Source organism: Stenotrophomonas sp. DDT-1 (assembly GCF_001580555.1).
Lineage (GTDB): Bacteria > Pseudomonadota > Gammaproteobacteria > Xanthomonadales > Xanthomonadaceae > Stenotrophomonas > Stenotrophomonas sepilia.
Genome location: NZ_LEKR01000001.1, coordinates 23392 through 43853 on the forward strand (window position 1 = coordinate 23392; position 20462 = coordinate 43853).

Annotated in this window: 19 protein-coding genes and 1 pseudogene; 5 read left to right on the plus strand and 15 right to left on the minus strand. The window is 67.5% G+C overall.

The window, feature by feature from the left end; all coding sequences use genetic code 11:
* Window positions 1-59: 59 nt before the first annotated feature.
* Window positions 60-1454: a histidine--tRNA ligase gene (hisS, locus tag AB839_RS00105; RefSeq protein ID WP_061477835.1), complete on the minus strand. Its 1395-nt coding sequence runs from the start codon at window positions 1452-1454 to the stop codon at window positions 60-62.
* 126 nt (window positions 1455-1580) lie between these two features.
* Here hisS and AB839_RS00110 point away from each other — a divergent pair, with 126 nt between their 5' ends.
* A complete protein-coding gene (locus AB839_RS00110) occupies window positions 1581-2333 on the plus strand; it encodes a helix-turn-helix domain-containing protein (protein WP_005416324.1) in 753 nt (250 codons plus the stop codon).
* A gap of 129 nt (window positions 2334-2462) precedes the next feature.
* Here the strand turns inward: AB839_RS00110 and thrC are convergent, their stop codons facing one another.
* From thrC to AB839_RS00135, 6 genes are all read right to left on the minus strand, one after another.
* Window positions 2463-3752 carry a threonine synthase gene (gene thrC, locus AB839_RS00115; protein WP_061477836.1) on the minus strand — a complete coding sequence of 430 codons (1290 nt, stop codon included), beginning with the start codon at window positions 3750-3752 and terminating at the stop codon, window positions 2463-2465.
* Between the two features lie 29 nt (window positions 3753-3781).
* The gene (locus AB839_RS00120) at window positions 3782-4696 is read right to left on the minus strand and encodes a homoserine kinase (protein ID WP_061477837.1); all 915 of its coding nucleotides are present in this window, start codon (window positions 4694-4696) and stop codon (window positions 3782-3784) included.
* Entirely contained in the window at window positions 4693-7197 is a 2505-nt protein-coding gene (gene thrA / locus AB839_RS00125) for a bifunctional aspartate kinase/homoserine dehydrogenase I (RefSeq protein ID WP_061477838.1), read from the minus strand. Before thrA ends, AB839_RS00120 begins: the two co-directional genes overlap by 4 nt.
* 83 nt (window positions 7198-7280) lie before the next feature.
* The gene (locus tag AB839_RS21630; RefSeq protein WP_162911581.1) at window positions 7281-7418 is read right to left on the minus strand and encodes a hypothetical protein; all 138 of its coding nucleotides are present in this window, start codon (window positions 7416-7418) and stop codon (window positions 7281-7283) included.
* Window positions 7419-7556: 138 nt separating this feature from the next.
* Entirely contained in the window at window positions 7557-8507 is a 951-nt protein-coding gene (locus AB839_RS00130; RefSeq protein ID WP_061477839.1) for a DMT family transporter, read from the minus strand.
* Between the two features lie 167 nt (window positions 8508-8674).
* Complete coding sequence (locus AB839_RS00135) at window positions 8675-9370, minus strand: AraC family transcriptional regulator (protein WP_061477840.1); 696 nt, start codon at window positions 9368-9370, stop codon at window positions 8675-8677.
* 81 nt (window positions 9371-9451) lie between these two features.
* On the opposite strand from AB839_RS00135, the gene AB839_RS00140 reads away from it, so the two are divergent.
* Window positions 9452-10231: a DUF6491 family protein gene (locus AB839_RS00140; protein WP_061477841.1), complete on the plus strand. Its 780-nt coding sequence runs from the start codon at window positions 9452-9454 to the stop codon at window positions 10229-10231.
* On the opposite strand, the gene AB839_RS00145 is transcribed toward AB839_RS00140, so the two are convergent.
* The 3 genes and pseudogenes from AB839_RS00145 to AB839_RS00155 form a co-directional block, all read right to left on the minus strand.
* Window positions 10228-11280: a linear amide C-N hydrolase gene (locus tag AB839_RS00145; protein ID WP_061477842.1), complete on the minus strand. Its 1053-nt coding sequence runs from the start codon at window positions 11278-11280 to the stop codon at window positions 10228-10230. The genes AB839_RS00140 and AB839_RS00145 overlap by 4 nt on opposite strands.
* A 43-nt stretch (window positions 11281-11323) precedes the next feature.
* On the minus strand, window positions 11324-11761 hold the full coding sequence (locus AB839_RS00150) for a DUF6691 family protein (protein ID WP_061477843.1): 438 nt from the start codon (window positions 11759-11761) through the stop codon (window positions 11324-11326).
* Window positions 11758-12201 (minus strand): annotated as a pseudogene (locus AB839_RS00155) (hypothetical protein); the annotation flags it as partial. The pseudogene AB839_RS00155 and the gene AB839_RS00150, both read right to left, overlap by 4 nt.
* Window positions 12202-12281: 80 nt before the next feature.
* Here AB839_RS00155 and AB839_RS00160 point away from each other — a divergent pair.
* Entirely contained in the window at window positions 12282-12602 is a 321-nt protein-coding gene (locus tag AB839_RS00160; RefSeq protein WP_061477845.1) for a metalloregulator ArsR/SmtB family transcription factor, read from the plus strand.
* A gap of 15 nt (window positions 12603-12617) precedes the next feature.
* On the opposite strand, the gene AB839_RS00165 is transcribed toward AB839_RS00160, so the two are convergent.
* The 5 genes from AB839_RS00165 to AB839_RS00185 form a co-directional block, all read right to left on the minus strand.
* On the minus strand, window positions 12618-13046 hold the full coding sequence (locus tag AB839_RS00165) for a BLUF domain-containing protein (protein WP_061477846.1): 429 nt from the start codon (window positions 13044-13046) through the stop codon (window positions 12618-12620).
* An 83-nt stretch (window positions 13047-13129) separates the two neighbouring features.
* The gene (locus AB839_RS00170) at window positions 13130-14263 is read right to left on the minus strand and encodes a hybrid sensor histidine kinase/response regulator (RefSeq protein ID WP_061477847.1); all 1134 of its coding nucleotides are present in this window, start codon (window positions 14261-14263) and stop codon (window positions 13130-13132) included.
* Window positions 14260-14835 (minus strand): chemotaxis protein CheB, encoded by a 576-nt coding sequence (locus AB839_RS00175; RefSeq protein ID WP_049413816.1) that lies wholly within the window; start codon window positions 14833-14835, stop codon window positions 14260-14262. The genes AB839_RS00170 and AB839_RS00175 overlap by 4 nt, the downstream gene beginning before the upstream one ends.
* Window positions 14835-15659 (minus strand): CheR family methyltransferase, encoded by an 825-nt coding sequence (locus AB839_RS00180; protein WP_005416310.1) that lies wholly within the window; start codon window positions 15657-15659, stop codon window positions 14835-14837. The genes AB839_RS00175 and AB839_RS00180 overlap by 1 nt, the downstream gene beginning before the upstream one ends.
* Window positions 15656-18763, minus strand: coding sequence for a response regulator (locus AB839_RS00185; protein ID WP_061477848.1), 3108 nt, complete (start codon window positions 18761-18763; stop codon window positions 15656-15658). Before AB839_RS00185 ends, AB839_RS00180 begins: the two co-directional genes overlap by 4 nt.
* 178 nt (window positions 18764-18941) lie before the next feature.
* On the opposite strand from AB839_RS00185, the gene AB839_RS00190 reads away from it, so the two are divergent.
* Window positions 18942-20078: a PAS domain-containing sensor histidine kinase gene (locus tag AB839_RS00190; RefSeq protein ID WP_061477849.1), complete on the plus strand. Its 1137-nt coding sequence runs from the start codon at window positions 18942-18944 to the stop codon at window positions 20076-20078.
* On the plus strand, window positions 20068-20427 hold the full coding sequence (locus tag AB839_RS00195; RefSeq protein ID WP_061477850.1) for a response regulator: 360 nt from the start codon (window positions 20068-20070) through the stop codon (window positions 20425-20427). Before AB839_RS00190 ends, AB839_RS00195 begins: the two co-directional genes overlap by 11 nt.
* Window positions 20428-20462 lie beyond the last annotated feature (35 nt).

The following is a 20462-nucleotide window of genomic DNA, read 5'->3' on the forward strand; positions in this document are numbered from 1 at the left end:
CGAAAACGCCCACCGGTTGGTGGGCGTTTCCTTGAAGCGTTGCATGCTGCCAGTGGCCGTTACATCACCTTGGACTGCTCCAGCTCCACCTGCAGGGTGCTGGCCAGTTCATCGCGCGACACTTCGAACTGCTGCTCGCGCACCAGGTCCTTCACCGCCACCACGCCGCGCGCCAGCTCGTCCTCACCGGCCAGCACCACGAAGCGGATGCCCGCCTTGGCGGCGTACTGGAACTGCTTGCCGATCTTCTTCGGCTCCATCTGCACTTCGGTATTGATGCCACCGGCGCGCAGCCGACGCGCGATGTCCAGCGACTGCGGCATGCCCTGCTCGTCCATCAGCGCCACCAGCGCCTGCACGCTGCTGGCCTCGATGCCATCGATCAAGCCGGCCTCGCGCAGCTGCCAGAACAGGCGCGACAGGCCGATGGAAATGCCCACGCCCGGCAACTTGGACTTGCTGTAGTGGCTGGCCAGGTCTTCGTAGCGGCCGCCCGAGCAGATCGAGCCGATCTGCGGGTGGTCGGTCAACGTTGTCTCGTAGACGGTGCCGGTGTAGTAGTCCAGGCCGCGCGCAATGGAGAAGTTCAGGCAGTACGCGGTTTCCGGCACGCCCAGCGCCTGCACCAGCTGCAGCACTTCGCGCAGTTCGGCCACGCCGGTACGCAGGATCTCCGAAGAACCGGCGTCGGCTTCAAGCGTGGCCAGCTGCGCCAGCGCATCGGCATGGCCCTGCGAACGCACGGCCACGAATGCCAGGATCTTCTCGACCTGCTGGGCCGGGATGTTGAAGCCCTCGCCCACCAGCGTCTCGCGCACGTAATCGGCGCCGCGCTTGTCCAGCTTGTCCACTTCACGCAGCACCGCCAGCTGGCGCTCGCCTTCGGCCACGCCGAGGCTCTCGAAGAAGCCGCGCATGAGCTTGCGGTTGTTCAGCTGGATGCTGAAGTCACCGATGCGCAGTTCCGAGAACACGGCGTGGATGACCGCCAGCACTTCGGCATCATAGCGAACGCTCAGGCTGTCCTTGCCGATCACGTCGATGTCGCACTGGTAGAACTCGCGGAAACGGCCGCGCTGGGCACGCTCGCCGCGGTACACGCGCTGCATCTGGTAGCGACGGAACGGGAAGGTGAGTTCGTGTTCGTGCTCGGCCACGTAGCGTGCCAGCGGCACGGTCAGGTCGAAGCGCAGCGCCATCTCCGGCAGCGAACGGTCGCCCGATTCGGCCGCATTGGCCAGCGCACCGGTGGACTGCACGAAGTACACCTGGCGCTCGGTCTCGCCGCCGGACTTGGTCAGCAGCACGTCGGACAGTTCGAACACCGGCGTCTCCACCGGCAGGAACCCGAAGCGCTCGTAGTTGCGGCGGATCACGTCCAGCATGCGCTGGAACGCAATCTGCTCGCGCGGCAGCAGTTCAAGGGTGCCGGGCGGGGTACGGGGCTTGATCACGGGCGGAACTCCTGCTGGAACGGGACGTGGGAGGGGGCGACATTCTAGCGCCCCCGCCTCGGGCAGGGTCGAACGGCCGCTTGAAGTATCATAAGGCCCTCCCCGCCCGCGATACGCCCCCGCAACATGTCACGGCCTTCCGGCGCTCCGCCCGCCACCAACGATCCCGCCTCGCCGTCCTGCACCACGCTGGACTGCCTGCACTGCTCGGTTCGCCACCTTGCGGTGTGCTCGGCGCTGTCGCCCGATGAAGTGCAGGCGCTGGAACAGGTCACCGTTTCGCAGCAGGTCAGCATGGGCAGCACGCTGGCCCGCACGGGTGAAGAACGCGACCATGTCTATACATTGACTGCAGGCGCACTGCGCCTGGTACGCACCCTGGCCGACGGCCGCCGCCAGATCAACGGCTTCGTGCTGCCCGGCGACTACCTGGGCCTGAGCGGCAGCGACCATCACCGTTACGACATCGAAGCCATCGCCGACAGCCGTGTCTGCCGCGTCGCGCTGCCACAGATGAAGGCGCTCCGCAGCCGCTTCCCGCACCTGGAGCGCAAGCTGCTGCAGCGTGCCTGCCAGGAACTGGATGCCGCACAGGACGCTGCACTGGCGCTGGCACGCCTGCAGCCGGCCGAGAAGCTGGCTGATTTCCTGCTGCGCCTGGCCGCGCGTGAAGCCAGGCTGGGCGGCGACGGCCTGCGCGTGTCGCTGCCGATGGGCCGAGGCGACATCGCCGACCATCTGGGCCTGACCATGGAAACGGTCAGCCGCACCTTCACCAAGCTGCGCCAGCAAGGGCTGATTGCCCTGCCCCACCTGAACGTAGTGGAGATCCTCGACGAGGACGGGCTGCGCACGCTGGCGGGTGAAGGGTTGATCTGAGGATTTCGCAGTTCATGGGGTTGCCGGCCAGCGGCCGGCACTACCCGTGTTGCGCGAAGCGCATTGTAGAGTCGAGCCATGCTCGACTCATCGCGCCGTGCGCGAACAGCAGCCGAGCATGGCTCGGCTCTACATGGGAGCCAACACCTCGCGCAACGCCGCGTAATCGGCGGCCAACGGTTCGGCGTGTGCCGGCCGCTGCAACAACGCATCCAATGCCGGCGGCACGGCCACAGGTTCGCCGATCAACGGCTCGACCACGGCCTCGAACTTGGCCGGATGCGCGGTGGCCACCACCGCCCAGTCGCCCTTGGCACCACGGGCGCGCAGGTCCTGCAGCACCTTCACCGCCGTAGCCGTATGCGGGCAGAACAGCTCGCCCCTGCTGGCATGCGCGGCGGCAATGGTGGCGCGGATGGTCACGTCGTCCACCGCGAACGCACGGAACGCAGCGCGCAGCTCGGCATCATCTCCGTGGTAAAGCCAGCGCAGGCGTTCGAAGTTGCTTGGCGCCCCTACGTCCATTGCATTGGCCACGGTGGCCACACTGGCCTGCGGCTGGTAGTCGCCGCCGCTGAAGTACGCTGGCAGTACCGCATTGGCATTGGTGGCCAGCACGATCTGTCCGATCGGCACACCCAGCGCACGCGCCAGCACCGCAGCCATTGCGTTGCCAAGGTTGCCGGTCGGCACCACCAGGTTGAGCCGGCGACGGGTTTCAGCATGATGGGTCAGTGCCGCATGCGCGTAGTAGCTCATTTGCGGCAGCAGGCGGCCCAGGCTGATGCTGTTGGCCGAGCTCAACGGCACCTGCGCCTGCAGTTCGCGGTCGGCCAGCGCCTGCTTGACCATCGCCTGGCAGTCGTCGAAGGCACCGGCCACGCGCAGCGCCTGGATGTTGTCGCCGAAGCAACCAAGCTGATGCGCCTGCCGCGGTGACACGCGGCCATCCGGATACAGCACCACCACGCGCACGCCCGGCTGGCGATGGAACGCCGCAGCAACGGCGGCGCCGGTATCGCCAGACGTGGCGACAACAATGGTCAGGTCGCGGTCCTTACCGGCCTGCAGCCGCGACAGCGTTCCGGCCAGGAAGCGCGCACCGACATCCTTGAACGCCGCCGTCGGCCCATGGAACAGCTCCAGCACATGGTCACCGCCGCCCAGTGGACGCAGCGGCACCGGAAAGTCAAACGCCTCGCGGCAGATCGATGGCAGCGCTGCCTCCAGAGCATCACCTGCGAAGAACGGTGCCAGCAGATCGGCGGCGGTATCGGCCAGCGTTGCGCCGGCCTGCAGCTCACGTGGCGCCGGCAGCACCTGCGGAACATACAGCCCACCATCGGGCGCCAATCCTGCAGCGATCGCCGCACTGAGGCCGACGGCCGGGGACTGGCCGCGGGTCGAAACAAATTGCATGGGTTGGGTATCCAGTAAAGGGGAAGGATTCAGCACAGCCGGGCTCCCGGCGTATCCAGAGGCGACACCCAGGCATCGCTGTCGAAGCCGGCAGCAGCGAATGCGGCCTGCACCGGCGCCGCGGCAGCGTGGGCCTGGTCGGCATCTTCGAACCAGGCGAATACGCTGGGGCCGGCACCGGAGATGCCCGCGCCCATTGCACGGGCTGACAACGCCGCATCGCGAGCCACCTCGAAGCCGCCGATCAGACCCGCCCGTCGCGGCTCCACCAGCACATCGCGCAGGCCAGCGCGCACCAGCGCCGCGTCGCTGCGATGGCAGCCGCTGAGCACCAGCGCAAGATTCGCACTCTGCGCCACGAATTCACCCAGCGCATAGCTGCCTTGCAGCGCCTGGCGTGCCAGACGGGTTTCCAGCACCGCGTGCGGGTGCACTAGCAGGCTGTGCCAACTGGCTGGCACAGGGATCGGCAGCAGGCGGTCAGCCGTGCACAACGCCAGCCCGCCGAGCAGCAGCGGCCCCACGTTGTCACCATGGCGGCCCCCACTGGCCACGGCCTCGCCATCCAGGGCAAACGGGTACAGCGCCTCGCGCGAGAGCGGCGCATCCAGCAATGCATTGGCAGCAACCAGCGCAGCGACGCACGAGGCTGCCGAGCCCCCCATGCCGGAGCCGAATGGAATGCCCTTGTCGATCTCCACCGCGAAGCCGAAGTCAAGGCCCAGCCCTGCGCGCAGCGACATCAACGCCGCACCTGCCGTGTTTCCGGCCGCCTCCAGTGGAAGTTCGACCGCACTGCCACGGATGGCCTCGATGCGCACCACCGGCTCATCGATACGCCGCACGCTCACCGTATCGCCAACGCCTGCAATGGCATGCCCCAGTATGTCGAAGCCCACCGCCACATTGGCCACCGAGGCGGGCGCAAATGCACGTGCGATCACAGGCGTGCTCCCTCGCCAGCGGCTACCCGCAGCAGGTCGGCGAACACGCCCGCCGCCGTCACTTCCGGTCCAGCGCCCGGTCCCTGCACCACCAGCGGGTTGTCGCAGTAGCGGCGGGTACGGAACTGCACCACGTTGTCGGTCAGCCGCAGGTTGGCGAAGGCATGGTCGGCCGGCAGTTCCTGCAGGCCCACCGAGGCGCCGTCGGTGCCCAGCCGTGCCACGTAGCGCAGCACCGCGCCACGCGCCCGCGCATCCTGCAGGCGCTGCAGCAGGCTGGCGTCGGACTCGCCCAGCCGCGCCATGAAGTCATCCACGCTGCCGTCGCGCAGCAGTGCCGGCACCAGGCTTTCCACCTGTACCTGTTCCAGGCTGAGCGCGTGGCCGGCCTCGCGTGCAAGGATCACCAGCTTGCGTGCCACGTCCACACCGGACAGATCATCGCGCGGGTCCGGCTCGGTATAGCCCATCGACCGCGCCTGCGCGACCAGCTGCGAGAACGGCTGGCTGCCATCGAAGCGGTTGAACAGCCAGGCCAGCGTGCCGGAGAAGATGCCCTCGATGGCCAGCACCTCGTCACCGGTATCGACCAGATCGCGCAGCGTGGTGATCACCGGCAGGCCCGCGCCCACCGTGGCCTCGTAGCGGAAGCGCGCGCCACTGGCCGCTGCGGCGGCGCGGATGCGCTGGTAGCGCGGCAGCGGCCCGGCGCCCGCCTGTTTGTTCGGGGTGACCACATGGATGCCCGCCGCCAGCCAGCCCTCGTAGCGCTCGGCCACCTCGGCACTGCCACTGCAGTCGATCACCACCGAGTGGGGCAGGTGCGCAGCCAGCAGGTGCTCGGTGAAACGATCAAGGTCGCTGGATTCACCCGCGTCCCGCAGGGCCTCACGCCAGTCCGCATGCAGGCCGTCCACTTCCAGGCGCATGCGCGAACGCGAGGCCAGCGCACGCAGGCGAAGATCCACATTGGCCTTGGCCAGCAGCTGCGGGCGCGCGGCCAGCAACTGATCCAGCAGTGCGGCGCCAACGTTGCCGGGCCCGATCACACCGACCGCGAAGGTCTGCGGCGACAGCCAGAAGCCTGCATGCGCCGCGCGCAACGCACGGGTGGCATCGGCACTATCCACGGCGACCGAGATGTTGCGCTCGGACGAGCCCTGCGCGATCGCCAGGATGTTCACCTGCGCACGCCCCAGTGCCTCGAACAGGCGCGCCGCCACACCTGGCTGCCCGGCCATGCCGTCACCGACCGCAGCCAGTACGCTGACGCCCTCACTGACCTGCACGCGCTGCACCTGTCCCGCTGACAACTCGTGCGCAAATGCGTGCAGCAGTGCATCACGGCCACGGCCGGCTTCGGCAGCACGCACCACGCAGCAGATTGAATGTTCCGAGGAACCCTGCGAGATCATCACCACCGACACCTGCGCCTGGCGCAGGGCGGCAAACACGCGCTCGGCGGTACCGGGCACGCCGATCAGGCCGGTGCCTTCCAGGTTCAGCAGGGCCAGGCCGGGACTCAGGGTCAGGCCCTTCACCGGCCCGCGCGGCGAGCGCTCGGCGCTGATCCGCGTACCCGGATGCGCCGGCTGGAACGTATTGCGGATGAAAATCGGCAGGCCGAGGCGGATCGCCGGCGACATGGTCTGCGGATGCACCACCTTGGCGCCGAAGTACGCCAGTTCGCAGGCCTCGTCGTAGCTCAGCGCTTCCAGCTGCACCGCCTCGGGCACCAGCCGCGGGTCCGCCGACAGCACGCCATCGACATCAGTCCAGATGTGCAGCTCGTCAGCGTTGAACAGCGCGGCAAAGATCGCACCGGAATAGTCGCTGCCGTTGCGGCCGAGGGTGGTGATGCGGTCATCGCGATCGCGTGCGACGAATCCGGTGGCAACCAGGCGCGACTGCGGATGCTGCAGGCGCCACTTGGCCAGTCGGTCGGCACTGGCTTCCCAGTCGACATCCACGCCGAGTTCGCCATGCCCGACCACAAGCACATCGCGCGCGTCGAGTACCGCGCAGTCTTCGCCCAGCGCGCGCAGGTGGGTACCAAGCAGCTGTGCGGAAAACACTTCGCCCAAGCCCTGCACACGGTCCAGCACCTCGCGCGGCAGCTCGCCGATCACTGCCAGCGCGGCCAGCACTTCGGCCAGCTGATCGAAGCGGGCGTCGATCCATTCAACCGTCTCGCCCACCTGCTCGCCCAGCAGCGCCACGGCAGCGCCGCGATGGCGTGCGCGCAGGGCATGCCAGGCCTCACGCCAGCCTTGATCGCCCTTGGCCGCCAGCTGGGCCAGTTCAATCAGCGCGTCGGTGACGCCCTTCATCGCCGAGACAACAGTGACCTGCAACGATTCGGGACGGGCCAGCAGCAGGCCGCCCACATGGCGATAGCGTTCGGCATCGGCCACCGAGGTGCCGCCGAACTTGTGCACGACGGTGGACGGTGCAGCCAGGTCGGCCGGGGCAACGGAATGAGCGGGAGCGTGGGAAGACATGCAGACCTCGGTAGGAGGCCCCGTCGCATGCAGGTGTCGAGTTTCCCCGCCACCTGTAGGTGCGGGGCCGTGGTTTTCGGGAGTTACACGAAGACGACGGGCCGCACCAGGGCAGTGGTGACGGTGGTGGTGGTAATGGTGGTGATGGTCGCGACCGGCGCAGTCGAACGGCCCGCAATGGCGGGCGCGATCAGGCTGGCGTGGGCGGCATCAAGGACCATGGCGCACAGAAAACACCGTGCGCCCGGCCGCTGTCAAGTGCTGCGATGCAGAAAATCGATGCAGCGATCATCGGCCAACGTGCCGGCATTTGGTTGCATCTGAGACCAAGCCGGCATCAGCACGCTTGACGACCGCATTCAGCCGGCATGTTCGGCGATCGCCCGCGGTGTGCGATGGGCATGCGCGCACAGCATCACGCCAGCCACCAGGAACACGATTGCCAGGGCTTCCAGCAGCGAGGGCCAGCGCTGCTGCCATGCAAAGGCGTACAGCAGCGCGAACAGGGTCTCGAACACGATCATCTGGCCGGTCAGGGTCAGTGGCAGCAGACGGCTGGCACGGTTCCAGAATGCGTTGCCGAGGATCGAGGCCACCACTGCCACGCCGGCGCTGATCGCCCAGAACCCGCTCCATTGCGCCGCCGTATGGCTGCCGGTGTGCCCGATGAAGGCCATCGGCACCAGCAGCAGGGCCAGGCCGCCGGTGGTGACGCCGGTCAGCAGCGACCAGTCGTGGCTGGACAGATCCGTTCGGCGCGCCAGCCAGCGGCTGTTGCCGATCGAATACAGCGCCCACGAGAACAGCGCACCGAACGCGCACAGCAGCCCGATCAGGCGCTGCCGCCACGGGGTGGCCAGGTGCTCGGACATCAGCGTTTCCCAGCCAACCAGTCCCACGCCGAGCACGCAAAGGCCCAGCGCCGGCAGCAGCTGCCTCAGCGGCACCGCCCCCTGCTCGCGCACGCCAACCAGGGTGACCACGACCGGAATCAGGCCGACGATCAGCGATGCCGCAGCGCCACCGGCCCACTGCACGGCGGTCGCCAGCAGCAGGAAGTACACCAGGTTGCCTGCCAGGCTCAGCCACAGCAGGCCGATCCATTCGGCACGGCCCAGCTGCGGTGCCAGCCGCTTCCATCGCGGCAGCAGCAGGGCGACTGCCATCAGGCCATAGACCAGGTAGCGGCCGGCGGACAGTTGCAGCGCATTGAACGACTGAAGCACGGCAGGCGCGAGGAAAACCACGCCCCACAGCGCGCCAGCGGCCACGCCATTGGCGATGCCCACGGCCATCGGGTTGTTGCGCATTCGGGTTGTCCGGGGGGATGGAACGGGCCGCGCAGTGTAAGCGCTGGCCGGTGGGCACTCTTGACCGAGGCTACTGCCTTGTCACCTCTGTAGAGCCGAGCCCATGCTCGGCTGCGATTCGCCGTTGTGCAGACAACGGCAGCCGAGCATCGGCTCGGCTCTACAACTCAGCCGGCACCCCTGCGCCACGCAGCGGGGGTCTGGCCACATTCGCGGCGCAGCGCACGGGTCAGTGCGCTCTGCTCGGAATAACCTGCAGCCAGTGCGATATCGCTGATCGGCGCGGCAGTGGTGCGCAGCTGATGCTTGGCCCAACGCAAGCGGCACGCACTGAGCCAGGCCTGCGGGCTCAGCCCGAACTCGCGCTGGAACAATGCGTGCAACCGGCCCTCGCTGACACCGACAAATCCGGCCATCCGGGCAACCGGCCAGGCCCGGCCGGGATCGGCCTGCACCGCCGCGCACAGGCCCTGCATGCGCGCCCCACTGCCCGCCGGTGCAAATACCTGCAGCAACTGCGGCAGCAGCGCCGGCATCGGCTGCCCTGCCTGCACCTCGGCCAGGCGCCGACGCAATGCCAGCGGCAGATGCAGCCAGCGCTGCCGGCACAGATGCTCCTGCGTGCCGTCATCAAGCACGCCTGGAGGACAATCAACGATCACGAAACCATTGGGGCCGTCCGCCATCTGGTCATGTGCTTCGCCGGCGGCGACAAATGCCCCCTGCAGCAGGTCCAGCCGGCCGCCGCGCCCTTCCATCTCGAACTGCAGTTCGCCCTGCAGCGGCAGCACCCACTGCGCGTAGTCATGGCGGTCCAGGCCGGTGGCCTGCCCGTAGTGCCGCAGATGGAAGATGGCGCCCATCCGGGCAGTGTGCGCGTGTAACAACGGCCGTGCAAACCGCTGCTATAGTCGATCCGTCATCCAACGCAGGGAGTGCAGGTCATGACCCATCAGCGGCTGTCCCTGGTGCTTGCCATCAGCCTCGGCCTGGCGCTCACCGCCTCGGCCTCCGCGCAGGAACGTACGCCACCGGCCCCGCACTGCATGGACGCGGTCGGCGTCCAGGAAGTGGAGCAGGCGTCATCGCGTTCAATCGCCCTGCGAGCCGCCTCCGGCCAGGCCTATCGGATCGACTTCAGCGAAGAGTGTCCCGGCGTCCGCAGTGCTACCACGCTGAAACTTGAAGCACCCGCCGGCTGGGCCTGCGGTCGCCCCAGCGAGCGTGTGGTGGTCGATGGCCGCAGCTGCGCGATCAGCGCGGTGACCCCCGTGCAGGATCGCGACTACGCCAGCGTGGCCCGCGACAGCGACCGCCTGCGCATGGCCACCCTGCCCGCCCTGACCATCCGCGAGCGCAGGGACATCCGCCGCAGTTTCGGTGGTTCGCCGTCGTACTGCTTTGCCACGCGCAACGTGCGCGCGTGGTCGTCCGACCCGCAGGGCATGCTGGTGGAGACCAATCCGCATCGCAATGGGGGTCACCGCTACTATCGCGTGGAGCTTGGCAGCCACTGCCGCCAGCTCGACCGTGCGCCACAGCTGAGCTTCCACTCCGGCATGCAGAACGGCCTGATCTGTGGCAATCCGGGCGATCGCATCCTCACCGCCGGATTCGAGAATGGTGACCTGCGCAACGACGCGCTGGCGCCGCTGCCGCAGTACACCCGCGGCGGCTGCACGATCCAGGCGGTCTATCCCGCGTCCAGCCAGGCGTCGAACTAACCGTCGACGCCGAGGAACGCAAACGGTGCGCTGGGCACGAAGTGGCCCAGCGCGTCGCCGGAAAAGGTATTGCGCTGGTCCGGACCGAGATCGAGCTTGAGCACCTTGCCGCCGAAATCGACCTTGTTCAGGTCGACCCAGAAGGTGTTCGGTGTCAGTGCCGATTCGAAGAAGTACAACCGCCGCTTGTGGTCGGCCACGGTGCGCCAGCGCGTGGATGAAATATTCGGTTCGCCCGGGGTGGTGATGCCATACGGTACCGAGGCGTTGCGGATCACGCTGAACACACTGGCCAGCGCCACCACCGGGTCTTCCGCCTTGGGAATGGCGTTGATGTAGAACGAGGCGCGCGCGAAACGGTCGGCTGAGCGGTTGGTGCCCGGCAGCATCACCGTGCCGCCGATCTGCTGCCAGTAGCTGTTGAGTGCCAGCTGCTGCTCGAAGATCGGTGAGTTGGTCATCACCTGGTAGCGCCGGTCATGGTGGATCACCTGGCGACCGCCGATGTATTCGACGATGGCGCTGTCGCCACTGGCATCTGACAGCGACAGGTGCAGCGTGGCCTGGCGGTCTTCGCCCGGCACCTTGTCGGTGACGATCGCGTACGGCTCGCGCTGCAGCGCCGCGACCGCCTCGTCTACGGTGGCGAAGTTGTCCAGCACATACTGCGCCCATAGTGAGATGGCCAGGCCCGGCTTGTTGCCGCGCTGCTTCGGATACTCCGATTCGACCAGCCACAGCAGGTTGGCCACCAGGCCTTTCTCGTTCATGCCATCGGTGGTCGATACGTCATAACCGGTGGCCACCACCGAGCCGTAGCGCGCCGTCCAGGCCAGCGACTTCGGCCCGGCCTGGCCGGTGCGCGCGATGCCGCGCGGCAGCACGTAGAGGTTGGTCGCCACATCGACCTTCCAGTCCATGGAGCGAGCGGTGATCACATCACCGTTGTTGCCCAGGTAGACCGCGCGCGTGCAGGCCAGCGCCGGTGCCACTGCGGCAGCCAGCGCGACCGCCAGCAGTGCCCTTTCCTTCCACTTCATCCGTGCCATGTTGTTGCCCTCCTTTCCCCGTGATCCGTGGATATGACGCGATTCAGGGTGATACAGCGGTGAAGCCCCGGCGAACTAGGCGATCGTGCAGCCAGAAACCTGCAAGCATCGCCGGCACGAACCAAAGCGCTTCGCGCGATCCCACCGCCAGCCCGGCGATGGCAGGGCCCGGGCAATAGCCTGCCCAGCCCCAACCCATTCCGAACAATGCCGCGCCCAGCACCAGGCGTACATCGACAGCGCGCGCGGCGGGCAGTTGGAAGCGCGTTGCGCATGACGGCTGCGGGCGCCGCAGCACCCAGCGCTGGCCAACCGCGCTGACCAGCAATGCAGAGGCCAGCACCCAGGCCAGGGTGGGATCGAAATCGCCAGCGATATCGAGGAAACCGAGGATGCGGCGCGGATCGGTCATGCCGGCCAACGCCAGGCCTGCGCCGAAAAGCGCGCCTGCCGCACCGGCGGCCACCATCGCGCGGCTCATGCGAAACCTCCGCCGTGACGGATCAGGAACGTGGTCAGCATGGCGCAGGCCATGAACACCAGCACCGCCAGCAGCGACCGCTTTGAGCCGCGGGCCAGGCCGCAGACTCCGTGACCGCTGGTGCAGCCATTGCCCAACCGCGTACCGAAGCCGACCAGCAGGCCGGCACCGATCAGCTGCCACGCCGGCAAGGCGTCGCGCAACAGGTTGCGGGGCGCTTGGCCTGGCACGGCCTGCCAGTACAGCACACCCCCGCCAGCGGCAAGCAGGCCGAGCAGGAATGCCCAGCGCCAGCCGCGATCGCCCGGCGTTGCGCGCACGCTGCCAGCGGCGATGCCGCTGATGCCGGCTACCCGGCCCGTGGTTGCCAGCAAGACCACCGCCGCCGCACCGATCAACGCGCCCCCCGCGACGGCGGCCCACGGCACGGTCATGACCTGCCTCCAGTTGTCCCGTTCATTCGCTTGCCTTTTGAATTAGCTTTTTCTAAATTAGCGTCTTCTAAAACAAAAGGTCAACCATGGCCCGCACCCCGCTCGACAGCGCCGCCATGGCCGAACACGCCGCCGAGGCTGCAGCCCTGCTCAAAAGCCTGGCCCACCCGGCACGGCTGCGCGTGCTGTGCCGGCTGGTCGAAGGCGAGGCGCCAGTACCGGAACTGCAGGCACTGACCGGGCTCAGCGCATCAGCGCTGTCCCAACATCTGGCGGTGCTGCGCGGACTTGGCATCGTCGCGACCCGGCGCGAAGCGCAGGCGATCCACTACCGGGTGGTGGAAGGGCCGGCGCTGGGCGTATTGCAGGCGTTGCACGCCGCGTACTGCGGAAGTGCAGCGCGCTGAACCTTCCACGCAGGTTCAACCTGCGTGCAGCACCGGTTGCACGACCTGATCGAGCAGATCCACCGGGGTCGGCGCCGACAGGTCACCCTGCAACGCGCGGGTGAAACCTGACCAGTCGCTGGAAGACAGTTGCCGCAGCAGCGCCTCCTCCACCGGCAACGCGCGCATCGACCAGTACGGAAACTGGCGCTGGCCGAGGCGGCCACGCGCCAGTTCGATGATGTCGATATGGCTACCGGCCTGCAGGATGCGTTCGTACACCGAATCGATACCATCCGGCGGCCCTTCGATGTACTGCAGGAATCGCCCACCGTCATGCAGCAGCACACCGGTCACGCCCGCCATCTTGTTGAAACGGGCTGCATCATCGACCAGCGCCCGCAGCCGTTCAGCGGAAAGATCCGGCAGCGCCTGGCTGACGTAGGCGATGGCACGCAGTGGCATGGCGCTTCCTTGACAAGATGTACACCCACGGTAGCAGCTACGGACGAGTCCGTCTCAGTGCCCGCAGGTGTTTCCTGAAGAATTCAGGTAGCGGCCGCCGGCAGCCCCTCTGTGCGCCTCGGCAACCGGGCTTCGAACACCACCTGACCGGCTTCATTGCGCGCTGCGATGTGCCCGCCGTGCGCGCGCACGAACTGATCGACGATATACAGGCCCAACCCCAGGCCATTGCTGGGATGGAAGCTGGCCTTGAACGGCTCGAACAGGCGCGGCAGCAGCGCGTCGTCGATCCGTCCCGCGTTGCTCACCCGCAGCAGCACGCTGCGCGGATCACGGCCGTCCACCTCCACCCTCGCCTCGCTGCCATGGGTGAGCGCATTGCCGATCAGGTTGGCGGCAACCTGACCCAGCCGATCCAGATCACCCTGCAGGCGGGTATCACCCTGCATATCCAGATGCAGCCGTGCGTGGCCGTGGGCGCTGCCCGCTTCGGCCACCACCGCACGCGTGACCTCGGCAAGATCACAGGCGCTGGCCTGCAGGCGCAGCCCGCCGCTGCGGATCCGCGAAAAGTCCAGCAGCTGCTCGACCATGCGCGCCATGCGCAGCGTGCTGGCCTCCAGGTGCTTCAAGGTCTGCTGCGCGCCGTCATTGCCCGCAGGAAGCTCCAGCGCCAGCTTGTCGGCACACAGCAGGATCGCCGACAGCGGCGTGCGCAGATCGTGGGTGAGCACCGCCGCCATCGTCTCGTTGAGCTTGAGCGAGCGCTCCAGCGCCTCGTTGCGCGCCTTCAGCAGCTGCCGCTGCTGGTACAGCTCGATGAAGACATTGACCTTGCTCAGGATCACCTGCGGCGCCACCGGCTTGTGCAGGAAGTCGACCGCGCCGGTTTCGTACCCCTTGAACGCGCGCAGCGGGTCGTCCGGCGAGGCGGTCAGGAAGATGATCGGCACATCCCGGCTGCGGTGTGAACCGCGCATCAGCTCGGCAAGGGTGAAGCCATCGATCTCCGGCATGTGCACGTCCAGCAGGGCCAGCGCCACCTCATGCTCGAGCAGCAGTTCCAGCGCCTGTGCGCCCGAGCCGGCCAGCAGCAGGTTCACGCCCTCGCGCTGCAGCAGCGCCTGCATGGCCACCAGGTTCTGCGGCACGTCATCGACGATCAGCAGGTTGACCGGGGTCTGCGACTGCGCAGGGTCCGGCGGCAACAGGTTCATGCAAACAGCTCCTTCAGGCGACGGCACATCAGTTCGAGGGGCAGCACGGCATCGGCGCCGGCGTGCTGCAGGGCGGAGGCCGGCATCATCGATGCCTCGGCCTCCTCGGGACATTGCAGCCAGGCGCGGCCGCCGGCGGCGCGCACCGCGGCCACCCCTTCACTACCATCGCTGCTGGCACCGGTCAGCAGCAGGGCCAGCACCTGCGCGCCGAACACAGCCGCAGCCGACTCGAACAATGGATCGATCGCCGGGCGCGAAAACAGCACCGGTGCGTCCACCGACAGCGCCAGCGAACCGGCGTCTTCCACCAGCAGGTGATAGTCCGGTGGCGCAAAGGTCACCGTGCCAGGCTGCAGCGGCTGCTTGTCTTCGGCCTCGCGCACCGGCAGCGCACAGTACGGCGCCAGCACTTCGGCGATGCGGCTGCTGCGATCGCGCGGAAGGTGCAGCACCGCCAGCACCGGCGCCGGCAGAGCCGCGGGCAGCGCGCCGAGCACCGCCTGCAGCGCCGCGACCCCACCCGCCGAGGCCCCGATCACCAGCACCGCCGGTCGTGTCGGCAGTGCCATCAGGCAACCTTCCGGTACAGGCGATGCTCCCGCGAGCAGGTCTCGAACGCGCCGTGGTGGCGCCCGAACTGCAGCGACTCCTTGCTGCCCAGGCCAAGGAAGCCGCGATGCACCAGCGCTTCACGGAACAGGCCTACCGCGCGGTCCTGCAGATCGCGGTTGAAATAGATCAGCACGTTGCGGCACGACACCAGATGCACTTCGGAGAACACGGTGTCGGTGGCCAGGCTGTGGTCGGCGAACACCACGTTGCGGCGCAGCTGGCGATCGAACACCGCGCCATCGTAGGCCGTGGCGTAGTAGTCGGACAGCGAGGCGGTGCCACCGGCCGCCAGGTAGTTCCGGCTGAACTGAGCCATCCGGTCGATGCCATAGGCGCCGGCCTCGGCGGTGGCCAGGGCTGCCGGATTGATGTCGGTGGCGTAGACGATGCTGCGCTCCAGCAGGCCTTCCTCGTGCAACAGGATCGCCAGCGACCACACTTCCTCGCCGGTACTGCAACCGGCCACCCACAGCTTCACCGACGGGTAGGTGCGCAGCACCGGCACCACCTGCTCGCGCAGCTCGCGGAAATAGGCCGGGTCACGGAACATCTCCGAGACCTGCACGGTGAAGAACTGCATCGCCTGCGCGAACAGGTCCGGCTCGTGCAGCAGGCGGTGCTGCAGGTCGGCCAGCCGCTCGCACTCATAGCGCTGCATGGCCTGGCGGATCCGCCGGCGCAGCGACGACACCGCATAACTGCGGAAATCGTAGTGGTAGCGCTGGTACAGCGCTTCCAGCAGCACCTTCAGCTCCAGGTCGAACAGGGCCTGCTCGTTCATTGCCGCGAGCACCAGACCCGGCACAGCGAGACCAGCTTGTCGACGTCGATGGGTTTGGCGATGTAGTCGTTGGCGCCGGCCTGCAGGCAGCGCTCACGGTCGTCCGGCATGGCCTTGGCGGTCAGCGCGATGATCGGCAGGTCCTGCAGGTGGCGCTGCGCGCGGATTTCGCGCATCGCAGCAAGGCCATCCTTCTCCGGCATCATGATGTCCATCAGCACCAGGTCGACCTCGCGCTCGGCCAGCCGATCCACCGCTTCCTGTCCATTGCGCGCGATCTCCAGCGTGACGCCGAGGGGTTCGAGCACGCTGGACAGTGCGAAGATGTTGCGCACGTCGTCCTCGGCCAGCAGCACCGTCCGACCGTCGAGCACGGTGTCGCGACGGCGGGCCTCGCGCAGCAGGCGCTGCTGGTCGCTGGGCAGGCTGGCCTCAACGCTGTGCAGGAACAGGGTCACCTCGTCCAGCAGGCGCTCGGGCGAACGTGCGCCCTTGATGATGATGCTCTTGGAATAGCGGCGCAGGCGCTGCTCTTCCTCGCGACTGAGTGCGCGGCCGGTATAGACGATCACCGGCGGGAAACCGACATCGTCGTTGCCGGCCATGTGCTCGAGCAGGTCGTAGCCACTGCCGTCGGGCAGCGACAGGTCCATCACCATGCAGTCGAACGTGACCGTACTGAGCTGTTCCAGTGCGCCGGCCAGAGTGCCTACGGCGACGATCTGCAGCTGGTCGCGGCCCAGCAACAGTTCCAGGTTGTGGCGCAGCTCGTTGTCGTCCTCCACGATCAGCAGCCGCCGCATGTCGCGCTGGCTGGTCTGTTCCAGCTGTTCGATGGCCGTCACCAGCCGCTCGCGCGTGGTCGGCTTGATCGCAAAACCGATCGCGCCGAGCTCGCGCGCTACCTGGCTGCGGTCCGTGGCCGAGACCACATGCACCGGGATGTGGCGGGTGTCCGGGTTGCGCTTCAGGCGTTCCAGCACGCTCAGGCCCGACACGTCCGGCAGGCCGATATCGAGCAGGATGCCGTTCGGGCGCAGTTCGCTGGCCAGGGCCAGCGCCTCTTCCGCCGTGCCCGCCACCACGCAGTCGAAGTCCAGTTCATGGGCCAGCGCCACCAGCGCTTCGGCGAACGTGGCATCGTCCTCGACCGCCAGGATAAGGCGCCCGGCACGCTGGCGGCGACCGCGGTCGTCGGCTACGCCGGCCATCGCAGTAACCGGCGCTGCTGCGGTCGCAGCGCGTACGGGCGCGGCCGGCAGCACGGCCGGCGCCGTCGGCGGCGCTGCCACGGGGACCTCGGCAGCGTCGGCTGCGCTCGCCGCGGGCGCCCCCTGCAACGGCAGCTCCAGGATGAAGCAGCTGCCGCGCCCGGGCTCACTGTCGACCTGGATGCCGCCGCCCATGCGCTCGGCCAGATCGCGCGAGATCGACAGGCCCAGGCCGGTGCCGCCGTAGCGACGGCGGGTGCTGCCATCGGCCTGGCGGAACGCTTCGAAGATGACGTCCAGCTGCTCGCGGGCAATGCCGATGCCGGTGTCACAGACCTCGAACCGGATGCGGCCGTTGCCGCCGGCACGCACGTGCAGGCTGACCTTGCCATGCTCGGTGAACTTCACCGCGTTGGCCAGCAGGTTCTTCAGGATCTGCTGCAGCCGCTGGCTGTCAACCACCATCTGGGTCGGTGCCAGGGCGTCGGCTTCGATCTGCAGGGCCAGGCCCTTCTGCCGCGCCATCGGCTCGAACGTCTCGCGCAGGCGCTGCAGCGCGCTCTCGACCACCACCACTTCATCGGACAGTTCGACATGGCCGGCCTCGATGCGCGACAGGTCGAGGATGTCGTTGATCAGCGCCAGCAGGTCGTTGTTGGACGACAGGATCGCACGCGCGTACTTCACCTGTTCCTCGGTCAGCGTGCCGTCCTTGTTGTCGGCCAGCAGCTTGGCCAGGATCAGCGAGCTGTTCAGCGGCGTACGCAGTTCATGCGACATGTTGGCCAGGAACTCGGACTTGTAGCGCGAGGTGGCGGCCAGTTCGTTGCTGTTGCGCACCAGCTGGCTCTGCGCGACCAGCAGCGCCTGCTTCTGCGCCTCCAGCTCGTGGGTGCGCTCTTCCAGCTGCACGTTGCTCTGTTCCAGCTCAGCCTGCTGTTCTTCCAGGTGGCTCTGCGACTGCAACAGGCTGCGGCTCTGCTCTTCCAGTTCCTCGTTGGCCACGCGCAGCTCTTCCTGCTGGGCCTGTAGCTCCTCGCCCTGGCGCTGCGACTCTTCCAGCAGCACCACCAGCTGCGCACGCAGCAGCGATGCGCGCAGTGCCATGCCGATGGTGTCGGCGCAGCGCTCCAGCAGCTCACGGTCCAGATCACGCTGTTCACCCGCCCGCGCGCGGCCCAGCTCGATCACACCGACCACCGCACCATCGCTGTTGATCGGCGCCAGGATGCGCTCGCGCACCGGCAGCCGGCCCAGGCTGGTCTGCAGTTCAAGCACGGCAGCATCTTCGCCGTGCAGGTGGCGGATGCGTTCGTCCCGGGCAACCTGCCCGGCAAGTCCTTCGTGCAGGGCCAGGGAGGCCGGCGTCCCGGAGGGCAGCGCCACGCCACCGGTCAGCTGCAGGCGGCCGCCGTCCAGGCGATAGACCGCACCGACCTCTGCATCCAGCTGCCCGGCCAGGCTTACTGCTGCCGCCTCGGCGATCTGCTCCGGCCCGAGGTCACCGCGCAGGCTCATCGCCACGGCGTTCTCGGCCTCCTGCAGCCAGAGCGCGCGCATCGCCTGGCGCCGGGCCTGGATCGCGCGCGAGACGATCAGTGCGATCATCAGGAAGGCGCAGCCACCGACGGTACGGTTGACAAGCGAGAACGACGAATTGTTGCTGGCTGGCGCAACGTTGAAGCCGATCACCAGCAGGACACAGGCGATCACCGCGACCACGAACGGCGCGCGTGCACTGCGCTGGAATACCGTCACGCCGACCGCGAGGAAGTAGGCCAGCCATACCGCGTAGCCGAGCGGAACGACCAGTTCCAACGCGATGGTCGCGGCCAGCAGCACGGCGGACGTCATCCAGATCCAGCGGTCACGCGTAGTCGCACCAGGACGCATGCAGGTCGGTTCCAGAAGGCAAAGGGTGGAAGATGGTACTCCGTGTCGCATTCAGCCGCACAGGACAAATGGCACGTGTCAGGTGTGCACGCATCCTTCACACTTGAGTGCCTAGCTTCACGTCCCTCACAGGGGTAACACTTATTTACACGTGGACGCAGCCGCCTCTACGACGTCCGTGCTGACGGACCCTTCCCGACAACTGCGACTGCTGATCGACAGCGTGCGCGACCATGCGCTGTACCTGCTTGATCCTGAAGGCATCGTGTGCAGCTGGAACCCGGGCGCCGAACGTATCAAAGGCTATTCAGCCGATGAAGTGGTGGGAACGCACTTCAGCCGCTTCTACCTGGCCGCCGACCGCGAGGCCGGCGAACCCCAGCGCCTGCTTCGCGTCGCAGCGCAGCAGGGGCATGTCGCCAGTGAGGGCTGGCGCGTTCGCCGCGATGGATCGTCGTTCCGCGCCAGCGTGGTCATCGAACCGGTCGTGGAAGCCGGCGAACTGCTCGGCTTCGTCAAGATCACCCGTGACATCACCGAGCAGTGGCAAGCGCAGCGGCTGCTGCGCGATGCCCAGCGTGCGCTGCGCAATACCCAGCAGTTCGAGACGGTTGGCCGGCTCAGCCGCGGCCTCTCACATGAGTTCAACAACCTGCTGACCACCATCGGCAACGCCCTGGACCTGCTGTCGCTGCGTGTCAGCAGTGACGATGCACGCGCAGCCGAGCTGCTGGATGCCGCGCAGGCAGCCACCGACCGCGGCGCGCTGCTGACCCGCCAGCTGCTGGCCTTCAGCACCGGCCAGACCCTGATCCGGGAATCGGTGGACATCAATGCGCTGGTACGGCAGTGGCTGCCGGACCTGCAACGCGCCTGCCCGCCCACGGTGGTACTGGATGCCCATCTCACCCCGGGCCTGCCGCAGGTGAGCACCGATGCGATGCAGCTCCAGACCGCCCTGGCGAACCTGGTGGCCAATGCCGTGGAGGCCACCGCCGATGGCGGCCGCATCCTGATCGGCACCGCGTTGGAACATCGCCTCGACCCGGATGCGGACACCACGCTGCAACGCGGCTATGTCACCCTCAGCGTCTGCGACGAAGGCCACGGCATGGCCGCCGACATCGCCGAGCGGGCCAGCGAGCCCTTCTTCACCACCAAGGACATCGGCAAGGGCAGCGGCCTGGGCCTGAGCCAGGTGTTCGGATTCACTACCCAGAGCGGCGGCTTCGTCGATGTGTCCACCACGCCCGGTGTCGGCACCACGGTCAGCCTTCTGCTACCCGCAACCGAGGAATTTACCCATGACCGATGACCCGATCCGCGTACTGATGGTGGAGGACCAGAACGATCTGCGCGAGATGATCGGCATGGCCCTGCGCGATTTCGGCATCGAGGTGTCCACCACCGCCGACGGGCATGAAGCCGCTGCGTTGCTGAAGGGCGACGCACGCTTCGACGTGGTGTTCAGCGATGTCAGCATGCCCAATGGCATGTCCGGAATCGAGCTGAGCGAGCACGTCGCCCGCGAACAACCACAGGCGCGGATGATCCTGTCATCCGGCTACGCACGTTCGCAGCTGCCGCCGCTTCCGGAGCAGGTGGAGTTCCTGCCCAAGCCCTATCGCCTGCGCCAGCTGGTTGAACTGCTCAGGCAGGAATGATCCGTCGCCGGGCGTGGCCCGGCGTATCCGTTCCT

Excerpts from the sequence above, each read along its gene's own strand:
- thrC (WP_061477836.1), bottom strand. The coding sequence starts at position 3,752 with ATGCAATTTGTTTCGACCCGCGGCCAGTCCCCGGCCGTCGGCCTCAGT.
- AB839_RS21630 (WP_162911581.1), bottom strand. The coding sequence starts at position 7,418 with ATGGTCCTTGATGCCGCCCACGCCAGCCTGATCGCGCCCGCCATTGCG.
- AB839_RS00160 (WP_061477845.1), top strand. The coding sequence starts at position 12,282 with ATGGCCCGCACCCCGCTCGACAGCGCCGCCATGGCCGAACACGCCGCC.
- AB839_RS00110 (WP_005416324.1), top strand. The coding sequence starts at position 1,581 with ATGTCACGGCCTTCCGGCGCTCCGCCCGCCACCAACGATCCCGCCTCG.
- AB839_RS00135 (WP_061477840.1), bottom strand. The coding sequence starts at position 9,370 with ATGGGCGCCATCTTCCATCTGCGGCACTACGGGCAGGCCACCGGCCTG.
- AB839_RS00130 (WP_061477839.1), bottom strand. The coding sequence starts at position 8,507 with ATGCGCAACAACCCGATGGCCGTGGGCATCGCCAATGGCGTGGCCGCT.
- AB839_RS00170 (WP_061477847.1), bottom strand. The coding sequence starts at position 14,263 with ATGAACCTGTTGCCGCCGGACCCTGCGCAGTCGCAGACCCCGGTCAAC.
- AB839_RS00165 (WP_061477846.1), bottom strand. The coding sequence starts at position 13,046 with ATGCCACTGCGTGCCATCGCCTACGTCAGCCAGGCGCTGCCGGATCTT.
- AB839_RS00185 (WP_061477848.1), bottom strand. The coding sequence starts at position 18,763 with ATGCGTCCTGGTGCGACTACGCGTGACCGCTGGATCTGGATGACGTCC.
- AB839_RS00140 (WP_061477841.1), top strand. The coding sequence starts at position 9,452 with ATGACCCATCAGCGGCTGTCCCTGGTGCTTGCCATCAGCCTCGGCCTG.
- AB839_RS00195 (WP_061477850.1), top strand. The coding sequence starts at position 20,068 with ATGACCGATGACCCGATCCGCGTACTGATGGTGGAGGACCAGAACGAT.
- thrA (WP_061477838.1), bottom strand. The coding sequence starts at position 7,197 with ATGTCTTCCCACGCTCCCGCTCATTCCGTTGCCCCGGCCGACCTGGCT.
- AB839_RS00150 (WP_061477843.1), bottom strand. The coding sequence starts at position 11,761 with ATGAGCCGCGCGATGGTGGCCGCCGGTGCGGCAGGCGCGCTTTTCGGC.
- AB839_RS00145 (WP_061477842.1), bottom strand. The coding sequence starts at position 11,280 with ATGGCACGGATGAAGTGGAAGGAAAGGGCACTGCTGGCGGTCGCGCTG.
- AB839_RS00175 (WP_049413816.1), bottom strand. The coding sequence starts at position 14,835 with ATGGCACTGCCGACACGACCGGCGGTGCTGGTGATCGGGGCCTCGGCG.
- AB839_RS00180 (WP_005416310.1), bottom strand. The coding sequence starts at position 15,659 with ATGAACGAGCAGGCCCTGTTCGACCTGGAGCTGAAGGTGCTGCTGGAA.